Annotated in this window: 12 protein-coding genes and 1 pseudogene; 9 read left to right on the top strand and 4 right to left on the bottom strand. The window is 62.4% G+C overall.

The window, feature by feature from the left end; genetic code table 11:
* Positions 1-142 (bottom strand): annotated as a pseudogene (locus KBT70_RS08735) (IS256 family transposase); the annotation flags it as partial.
* A gap of 315 nt (positions 143-457) precedes the next feature.
* Between KBT70_RS08735 and rfbC the strand changes: the two are divergent.
* The 9 genes from rfbC to KBT70_RS08690 all read left to right on the top strand — a co-directional run bounded on the left by rfbC (position 458) and on the right by KBT70_RS08690 (position 7,068).
* Entirely contained in the window at positions 458-1,024 is a 567-nt protein-coding gene (gene rfbC / locus KBT70_RS08730; RefSeq protein WP_296631407.1) for a dTDP-4-dehydrorhamnose 3,5-epimerase, read from the top strand.
* Positions 1,025-2,068 carry a dTDP-glucose 4,6-dehydratase gene (gene rfbB / locus KBT70_RS08725; RefSeq protein ID WP_296631402.1) on the top strand — a complete coding sequence of 348 codons (1,044 nt, stop codon included), beginning with the start codon at positions 1,025-1,027 and terminating at the stop codon, positions 2,066-2,068.
* A gap of 24 nt (positions 2,069-2,092) precedes the next feature.
* On the top strand, positions 2,093-2,938 hold the full coding sequence (gene rfbD / locus KBT70_RS08720; RefSeq protein WP_296631399.1) for a dTDP-4-dehydrorhamnose reductase: 846 nt from the start codon (positions 2,093-2,095) through the stop codon (positions 2,936-2,938).
* A complete protein-coding gene (gene rfbA / locus KBT70_RS08715; protein WP_296631394.1) occupies positions 2,935-3,828 on the top strand; it encodes a glucose-1-phosphate thymidylyltransferase RfbA in 894 nt (297 codons plus the stop codon). Before rfbD ends, rfbA begins: the two co-directional genes overlap by 4 nt.
* A gap of 3 nt (positions 3,829-3,831) precedes the next feature.
* Positions 3,832-4,770, top strand: a complete 939-nt coding sequence (locus KBT70_RS08710; RefSeq protein ID WP_296631391.1) for a glycosyltransferase family 2 protein — start codon at positions 3,832-3,834, stop codon at positions 4,768-4,770.
* Positions 4,771-4,846: 76 nt separating this feature from the next.
* Positions 4,847-5,455 (top strand): cob(I)yrinic acid a,c-diamide adenosyltransferase, encoded by a 609-nt coding sequence (gene cobO / locus KBT70_RS08705; RefSeq protein ID WP_296631388.1) that lies wholly within the window; start codon positions 4,847-4,849, stop codon positions 5,453-5,455.
* Positions 5,456-5,458: 3 nt separating this feature from the next.
* Positions 5,459-5,806, top strand: coding sequence for a Lin0512 family protein (locus KBT70_RS08700; protein WP_296631386.1), 348 nt, complete (start codon positions 5,459-5,461; stop codon positions 5,804-5,806).
* Positions 5,803-6,183 carry a Lin0512 family protein gene (locus KBT70_RS08695; protein ID WP_296631382.1) on the top strand — a complete coding sequence of 127 codons (381 nt, stop codon included), beginning with the start codon at positions 5,803-5,805 and terminating at the stop codon, positions 6,181-6,183. Before KBT70_RS08700 ends, KBT70_RS08695 begins: the two co-directional genes overlap by 4 nt.
* Positions 6,184-6,300: 117 nt before the next feature.
* On the top strand, positions 6,301-7,068 hold the full coding sequence (locus KBT70_RS08690) for an FCD domain-containing protein (protein WP_296631377.1): 768 nt from the start codon (positions 6,301-6,303) through the stop codon (positions 7,066-7,068).
* Between the two features lie 9 nt (positions 7,069-7,077).
* On the opposite strand, the gene pqqE is transcribed toward KBT70_RS08690, so the two are convergent.
* The 3 genes from pqqE to pqqC all read right to left on the bottom strand — a co-directional run.
* The gene (gene pqqE / locus KBT70_RS08685) at positions 7,078-8,169 is read right to left on the bottom strand and encodes a pyrroloquinoline quinone biosynthesis protein PqqE (RefSeq protein WP_296631372.1); all 1,092 of its coding nucleotides are present in this window, start codon (positions 8,167-8,169) and stop codon (positions 7,078-7,080) included.
* Between the two features lies 1 nt (position 8,170).
* On the bottom strand, positions 8,171-8,443 hold the full coding sequence (gene pqqD, locus KBT70_RS08680; RefSeq protein ID WP_296631364.1) for a pyrroloquinoline quinone biosynthesis peptide chaperone PqqD: 273 nt from the start codon (positions 8,441-8,443) through the stop codon (positions 8,171-8,173).
* The coding region (gene pqqC, locus KBT70_RS08675) for a pyrroloquinoline-quinone synthase PqqC (protein ID WP_296631359.1) at positions 8,440-9,104 on the bottom strand (665 nt) is incomplete at its 5' end. The genes pqqD and pqqC, both read right to left, overlap by 4 nt.

Below are 9,104 nucleotides of genomic sequence, written 5' to 3'. Positions count from 1 at the left end.
AGGCGGCTTGGCTAAGTTGTTTGATCCCGTCCTTGAATGCAATCCCCTCGATGATCTCGGGCATGCGGTTGGCTCCGTCGAGTTTGCGCCACTTCGTCTGGGCTGACATCATCAGTTTGAACGCCATGGCAAGGCCGGTTTGGGCACCACACTGGATCAGCATCATGTTGGCAGCCATCGCGCTGACCACGGACCGAAGCATGAACCCGGGGAAGATCCTGTATTGAAGCGTTGAAAATTAGCAGCTCTTCGAGAGTCTGCTCCCAACCCCATCATAACAGCACGACGACGGAAACTCCCGCCGCCGTCAATGTTCGGCTGTTTTTTTATCATTGACAGACACGTCCCCGTTACCGAAATCCTGAAGCTAAGCACGTGCTTATGTCTGATATAGAAATCGACAGGCGGTTTACTCTTCTGTAGTTACGACCCGATATTAAAGCCAAAGGGATTTTCCATGCAGATTGAACAAACGCCCCTTTCAGGCGTAGTCGTTATCACGCCGTCGCGTTTCGGGGATCATCGGGGGTTTTTCTCGGAGAGTTATAGCGCCAAGGCCTTGGCCAAGCACGGGATCACCATTCCATTCGTGCAGGACAACCATTCGCTGTCGATGACGCCGGGCACCATCCGCGGGCTGCATTTTCAGGCACCGCCCCATGCCCAAGACAAACTGGTGCGCTGCGGGCGCGGCGCGCTTTTCGATGTGGCGGTTGATATTCGTAAAAGCTCGCCCACCTACGGGCAGTGGTTCGGGATCGAGCTGAGTTTCGAGAACGGCAAGCAGTTGCTGGTGCCTGCGGGCTTTGCCCATGGCTTTGTCACACGCACGCCCGAGACCGAGATTATCTACAAATGTTCGGATTATTACGCGCAGGCCACCGAAGGGGCGGTCGCGTGGAATGACCCTGACATCGGGATCGACTGGGATATGGGTGATTTGTCGCCGGATTTGTCAGATAAGGACGCAAAAGCGCCCAGTTTGGCTGATCTCGACAGCCCGTTCACATTTGAGGGCGCGTAAATGAAGCTATTGGTAACGGGTGGTGCAGGGTTTATCGGCTCGGCTGTGGTACGGCTTGCGGTGGCGCAAGGGCATAGCGTGGTTAATCTGGATGCGCTGACCTACGCCGCCTGTCTTGAGAACGTCGCCAGTGTGGCCGACAGCCCGCTTTACGCGTTTGAACAGGCCGATATTTGCGACCGCGCAGCGCTTGACCGGATCTTTGCTGACCATCAACCCGATGCGGTGATGCATCTGGCGGCTGAATCCCACGTGGATCGATCCATCGACGGCCCCGGCGCATTTATCCAGACCAACATCACCGGCACATATACCCTACTCGAGGCTGCCCGCGCCTATTGGCAGGCCGCAGGCAAGCCGGACGGGTTCCGTTTCCACCACATCTCGACCGATGAGGTGTTCGGCTCGCTTGGCCCCACGGGGCAATTCACCGAAACCACGCCCTATGATCCGCGCAGCCCCTATTCGGCCTCCAAGGCGGCCTCGGATCATCTGGTGCGGGCCTGGCACGAGACCTATGGTCTGCCCATTTTGATCACCAATTGCTCGAACAATTACGGGCCGTTCCATTTCCCCGAAAAGCTGATCCCGGTGGTCATTCTCAACGCTTTGGCGAGCAAGCCGCTGCCGATTTACGGCGATGGGTCGAACGTGCGCGACTGGCTCTATGTCGAGGATCATGCCGAGGCGCTCTTGACGGTGCTGGAGCGCGGCGCGCCGGGGCGATCCTATAATATCGGCGGCGAGAATGAGCTGAGCAATCTGGAATTGGTGCGCAGCCTCTGCACGGTTCTGGACGAGGCCGCACCCCGCGACGATGGGAAGTCCTATGCCGCGCAGATCAGCTTTGTCACGGATCGTCCGGGGCATGACGCGCGCTATGCGATCGACCCGTCGCGCATCCGGGCCGAATTGGGCTGGCGGCCGTCGGTGACGGTGGACGAGGGGTTGCGGCGCACGGTGCGGTGGTATCTGGAGAATGAGGCGTGGTGGCGGGCACTTTTGGCGCGCGATGGCGTGGGCAAGCGGCTGGGAACAGGCTGAGCAGACAGGAACAAGGGACACGGTATGAAGATACTGGTTTTCGGTCGCACCGGGCAGGTGGCCACCGAGATACAGAGATTGGCCGAGGTCACGGCGCTGGGCCGGGATATGGCGGATCTGACGCAGCCAGAGGTTTGCGCCGCCGCGATCCGGCATCACGCGCCTGATCTGGTGATCAATGCCGCCGCCTACACCGCCGTAGACCGCGCCGAGGCCGAAGAGGATTTAGCCACGGTGATCAATGGGGCCGCGCCAGGGGCAATGGCGCGGGCCTCAGCCGATCTGGGTATCCCCTTTTGCCATGTTTCGACCGATTACGTGTTTGACGGCAGCGGCACGGCCCCGCGCACGCCGTTCGATCCGGTGGCCCCCTGCAATGCCTATGGCCGCTCCAAGCTGGCAGGCGAGGAGGCGGTGCGCGCCGCAGGCGGACAGAGCGCGATCCTGCGCACCTCTTGGGTGTTTTCGGCGCATGGCGGCAATTTCGTGAAAACCATGCTGCGCCTCTCGGAGACGCGCGATGCGCTGACCGTGGTCGAGGACCAGATCGGCGGGCCAACACCGGCGGCGGATATCGCGGCGGCGCTCTTGACCATGGGGCGGGCGATGGTGGCGGGCCATGCAGGCGGTCTCTATCATTTCAGCGGTGCGCCGGATGCAAGCTGGGCCGATTTCGCGCGCGAGATTTTCGCCCAAGCCGGGCGGGCGACGGTTGTGACAGGTATTCCCACAAGCGGCTATCCAACCCCTGCCGTTCGCCCGCAGAATTCCCGGCTTGATTGCCGGACGCTGGAGGCAGACTTTGGCATCGGGCGACCCGATTGGCGTGTGGGCCTGTCCCGCGTCCTGAAAGAACTGGAGCAAGCATGACGACAGCACGCAAGGGGATCGTTTTGGCGGGCGGATCGGGCACGCGGCTCTATCCGATCACCATGGGGCTGAGCAAGCAGCTCTTGCCGGTCTATGACAAGCCGATGATCTACTATCCGCTGACGGCGCTGATGCTGGCGGGTATCCGTGAAATTGCGATCATCACCACGCCGCAGGATCAGGCGCAGTTTCAGCGGCTGTTGGGCGATGGCAGCCAATGGGGGCTGGTGTTTGACTATATCGTGCAACCCTCGCCGGATGGGCTGGCGCAGGCCTATCTGCTGGCCGAGGGGTTTCTGGGCGGGCAGGCCTCGGCGCTGGTGCTGGGCGACAATATCTTTTACGGCCACGGGTTGCCGCAGCAATTGGAGAGTGCGGCGCGGCAGGAAAAGGGTGGCACCGTCTTTGGCTACCGCGTGGCGGACCCCGAGCGCTATGGCGTGGTCGAGTTCGACAGCCGGGGGCGGGCCGTGTCGATCGTGGAAAAGCCCGACGAGCCGAAATCGGATTTCGCCGTGACCGGGCTCTATTTCCTCGATGGCACGGCGTCGGAACGCGCGCGCGCGGTGCAACCCTCTGCGCGGGGCGAGTTGGAGATCACGGCGCTTCTGGAGATGTATCTGCGCGACGGTCTGCTCTCGGTCGAGATGATGGGGCGCGGCTATGCCTGGCTTGATACCGGAACGCATGCCAGCCTGCTCGATGCGGGGAATTTCGTGCGGACGCTGGAACAGCGGCAGGGTCAGCAGGTCGGCTGCCCCGAAGAGATCGCCTATGGCAAGGGCTGGATTGATGCGGCGGCGCTGGAGGCGCGCGTCGAGCTCTTCAAGAAAACCGACTATGGCGCGTATCTGCGGCGGCTGTTGCAGGGTGGCCGGGTCAAGGGCTGAGGCATGGAGGGGCCGCAGGCACCCCATGTCGTGATCCTGCTCGCCGTGTACAACGGCGGCGATTTCCTGTCCGATCAGTTGCAGAGCATTGCCGCACAGACGCATCGTGGATGGCAAGTGCTGGCCGGTGATGACGGGTCTGAGGACAACAGCCGTGCGATCCTAGATGCCTTTGCCGCGCGCCATCCGGTCCGATGCCTGAAAGGGCCGGGGGCCGGAGCGGCAGAGAATTTTCTCTCGCTCATCCGGCAAACGCCGGAGCATGCGCCCACCGGGCACTGGATGGCGTTTTGCGATCAGGACGATGTATGGTTGCCCGACAAGCTCGCGCGCGGGATTGCGGCGCTCGGGGCGTCGGATGATCCGCGCCCGGCGCTGTATTGCAGCCGGACCTGGATCACGGATACAGCACTCGGCCAGAGGCGGATGTCGGCGGCGCGCCCGCGCCCGCCGTCCTTTCGCAATGCGTTGGTGCAGAATGTGGCCTCGGGCAATACGATCCTGCTCAATCCGGCGGCAACGCGGCTGATCGAGGCGGCCGCGCAGCAGATCGAGCGGGTCGTGGTGCATGACTGGTGGGTCTATCAGCTTATTACCGGGGCGGGGGGGCGCGTGGTGCATGACGACACGCCGACGCTGCTCTATCGGCAGCATGATGTGAACCAGATCGGGTCGAACGACACGCGGCTGGCTCGGTTGCGGCGTATCCGGCAATTGTTGCAGGGGCATTTCCGGGCCTGGAACGAGGTCAATATCGCGGCGCTGTCGCGGCTCGAGGGGTATCTCACGCCGGAGAACCGCGCGATTTTGGCGGAATTCTCCGCCATGCGCCGGGGGCCGATGCCTGCGCGGTTGCGGCGGTTGTGGCGTCTGGGCCTCTATCGTCAGAGCCGGATCAGCACCTTTGCGCTTTGGCTGTCGCTCGTTCTCAACCGGATTTGACGTTTGCAGAAAGGGCTTGCGCCCAGCCTTGGGTCTGCGACATTCTGCCGTTCCCAAGACCCGGCAGGAGCCAGATATGACCGATGACCCCGAACGCCACGCGATGAAGATGGCCAAGAAAAAGGCCGCGCGTGACAAGATCATGGCCACCAAGACCGATGAAAAGGGGCTGATCATCGTCCATACCGGCAAGGGCAAGGGCAAATCCTCGGCGGCGTTCGGCATGATCTTTCGCTGCATCGCGCATGGCATGCCTTGCGCCGTGGTGCAGTTCATCAAGGGCGGCATGAGCACGGGCGAGCGCGATCTGATTCTCGCGCGGTTTTCGGATGTCTGTGCCTTTCACACCATGGGCGAGGGGTTTACCTGGGAAACCCAAGACCGCACCCGCGACACCGAAATGGCGCAGGCGGCTTGGGCCAAGGCCAAGGAGTTGATCCGCGACGAGACCAACAAGATGGTCCTGCTGGATGAGATCAATATCGCGCTGCGCTATGACTACCTCGATATCAACGAGGTGGTGCAGTTTCTGGCCGAGGAAAAGCCGCACATGACCCATGTCGTGCTGACCGGCCGCAATGCCAAGGACGAGTTGATCGAGATTGCCGATCTGGTCACGGAAATGGAGCTGATCAAGCACCCGTTCCGGTCCGGCATTAAGGCGCAGATCGGGGTGGAGTTCTGAGCCATGGCGCGCACAAGATTGTTGACCGAATTCGGCATGGGCACATCGCTGCGCCGGCAGGATTACACCGAAGCGGCGGCGCGGGCGATGCGTGATGCGCTGTGGCACAACTCGATCAATCTGGCCGAGTTGTTCGGGTTCGAGAAGGCCGACATGCTGATTGATCTCGATATTGCTGTGCAGGCACCCGAAGAGGTCGATATCGAGGTTTTGCGCGCGATTTTCCCCTACGGGCAGGTGTCGGTGCAGGTGGCACTGGGCGGATTGGACATTCCGCGCGCGGTGGGCAAGCCCACGGTGATCGCCAATGCCTGCATCTCGGTTTCGTTCGACATGGAGGCCCGGGCATGAGCGCGGAGCGGTTCATCATCGAGATGGGGATGGGCAATGACCTGCACGGGATGGATTACCAAAAGGCTGCCGTGCGGGCGATCGAGGATGCAATCCGCCATTCCACTATCCCGATGTTTCTGAATACCTCGCTCGATCACCGGGATATGGAGGTCAGGGTGACGGTGGGTGTGCAAGACCCTACGCGCGTCGATGCCGAGGCGCTCAAGGCCGGGTTGCCGCGTGGGCGGGCAACGGTAGAGGTGGTGTTCGGCGGTCAGAACGTGACCGATCCGGGCAGCGGTGAGACGCTGGTCATCGCCACGGCGGCGGTCGAGGCATTCTTTCCGTCGCAGGTGGGGAAGTGGGTGTTGGGGGCGTGTTCCCCGCGGGGATAAGCGCCGCAACGACACACTAGATCTCCCCCTCTTTTCCCATACCCCAAGACCAAAGCACAGGCTTGCCGCCTCTTCGATGTGGTCATATGATCTGACCAATTCATCAAGGGCGCGCGCATGCCATTTCAGAAAGTTACCCCCGAAAAACTCTCGACTGCCGTGACGCGGCAAATTGAAAAGCTCATCCTCCAAGGCATCCTGCGCCCCGGCGAGCGTCTGCCCGCCGAGCGTGATCTGGCCGAGAAGCTGGGGGTGTCGCGCCCCTCGCTGCGCGAGGCGGTGGCCGAGTTGCAGGACAAGGGATTGCTGAGCGCGCGGGCAGGCGCGGGCATCTATGTGGCCGATGTGCTGGGCAGCGCCTTTTCCGATGCGCTGATCCGGCTCTTTGCGGAACATGACGAGGCAGTGTTCGACTATATCGGCTTTCGCCGTGATCTGGAGGGGCTGGCGGCCTGTCGTGCGGCGCGCCTCGCCTCGGACACAGATTTGCAGGTGATCCAGACGGTGATGGACAAGATGGAGGCGGCGCATAAGAAAACCAATCCGGCGGATGAAGCGCGGCTTGATGCCGAGTTTCACATGGCGATCATCGAGGCCAGTCATAATGTCATCATGCTGCATATGATGCGCTCGATGTTCCAACTGCTGCGCGAGGGTGTGTTTTATAACCGTCAGGTCATGTTCAAACAGCGCACCACGCGCGGCGCGCTTTTGGATCAGCACCGCGCCATCAACGCCGCCATTCAGGCGCGTGACCCCGAGACGGCGCGGGCGGCGGTCAACGATCATCTCAACTATGTGGAGAAAGCGCTGGCCGATCAGCAAAAGGCGGATCGCAACGAGGCAATTGCCAAGCAGCGATACGAGCACGAGCAATCGCGGTAGAGCGGGCTTTTATTCGGATGTTTTCTCCATCACCCGCCATGTGAGGTTTGCATCGGACTGACCCGAGAAATCCTCGGCCAAGGCGCGCATCTGGGCGTGATGCGGGGATTTGATGCAGACCGGATCGGTCGCTGCCGGATCGCCCGCAATCGCCATCGCCTGACAGCGGCAGCCGCCGAAATCAATCGTCTTGCGCTCACACGAGCGGCAGGGTTCCTGCATCCAGTCGGTGCCGCGAAAGGCGTTGAAGGCGGCACCGTTGTGCCAGATTTCGGCCAAGGGGCGGGTGCGGACATTGTCGAATGTCAGCGACTTGATGGTCTGCGCCGCGTGGCAGGGCAAGACCAGCCCATCGGGGGCCACGTTGAGGCCGGTGGTGGCCCAACCGCCCATGCAGGTCTTGGGGTAATCGGCGTGATAATCAGCGGGCACATAGTCGATCACCAGCCGCCCCTTGAGGGCGGCACGCGCCTCGGCGACGATGCGACTGGCCTCGCGGGCCTGCGCGCGGTCGGGCATGAGCGCGCCGCGGTTGAGCATAGCCCAGCCGTGGAATTGCACGGTTGCCACCTCGATCCGGCGCGCGCCCATATCCTGAGCCATTTCAATCGCGCGGGGCAGTTGGTGCATGTTGCCGCGATGCATGACGAAATTGAGCGTGAGCGGAAAGCCGATGGCGGCGATCCATTTGGCCACCTGCATCTTGCGGTCAAAGCCGCCCTTGTAGCCGCCGATGCGGTCGGCCATTTCCGAATCGGTGCCTTGCAGCGAGAGTTGGATATGGTCGAGACCAGCGGCGTCGAGCGCGGCCAGTCGTTTTTCCGTGAGGCCGATGCCGGAGGTGATGAGGTTGGTATAGAGGCCAGCGTCGCGGGCGGCCTTGACCAACTCTTCCAGATCGCGGCGCGAGGCGGGTTCACCCCCCGAAAGATGGAGTTGCAGCACGCCCAGATCGGCGGCCTGTTGAAAGACCGAAATCCAATCGGCGGTGCCAAGTTCGGTTTCCCGCGCGGTCAATTCCACCGGGTTGGAGCAATAGGGGCAGGAGAGTGGGCAGCGGTGCGTGAGTTCCGCCAGCATGGCGATAGGGGGATTGGCCATGTCAGCGCACCTCCAGAAAGCGGCGCTCGGCGAGGCCAGCCAGAAATTCGGCGCTGTCGCGGGTGACATCGTCAAGCGGCGCGTTGAAGGTGGCGGCGAGATCGGCGGTGAGCGCGCCAAAGCTCTGCACCCCGTCCACGCGGCTGAGAATCGCGTGCCCGATGGGGTCAAGCCGCACGGCGCGTTCGGGGGCAAGGAGCACCCAATCCTTGCGCACGCGGTCATAGTGCAGGCGCACGCCGCGCGGCAGATGGGGGATCGCGTCAGGGGTCATGCCGCGCCTTTGGCCAAGAGCCCCTCGCCGGGCTGCCACGCGCCGGGCGGGATGCGCGCAGGATCGACATAGGCGGAATGGAGCGCGTCAAGCTGCGACCAGAGCACATCGGTTTTGAAGGTCAGCGCGGCAGCGGCGGCGTCCTGTTTCTCGGCGGTATCGGCACGGTCGAGTACCCATTTGAGGCCAAAGGCCACGTCCTTGGGCGCCTCTTTCAAGCGGTTGCGGAAATAGGCGAGGCTGCTGTCATCGGCAAAGGCGTAATTGGCCAAAAGCCCCTCGATCCGCTCGGCGTGGATCTTGGGCGCGAAAAGCTCTGTGAGCGAGGCTGCAACCGCCTCGAGCAGCGGTTTTTCGCGGACAAAGGCGACATAGGCATCGACGGCAAAGCGGGTCGCGGGCAGCACGCCTTTGGCAGAGGCCACATAGTCGGGATCGAGCCCGACCGCTTGGGCAAGGCGCAGCCAGCGGCGAATGCCGCCCTCGTTTTCGGCGGTGCCATCGTGATCCTCGATCCGCGAGCGCCAGATGCGGCGCAGGTCGGCATCCTCAACCCGGCTGAGAAAGGCGGCGTCCTTCATCGGGATGCGGGATTGGTAATAGTAGCGGTTGATGACCCAAGCACGGACCTGATCGGGGGTGCATTGGCCGCCATGCAACA

The organism is Roseovarius sp., from assembly GCF_018066915.1.
Taxonomy (GTDB): domain Bacteria; phylum Pseudomonadota; class Alphaproteobacteria; order Rhodobacterales; family Rhodobacteraceae; genus Roseovarius.
The sequence above is the reverse complement of the archived record's forward strand: the minus strand, read 5'-3'. Positions and strand labels throughout refer to the sequence as shown.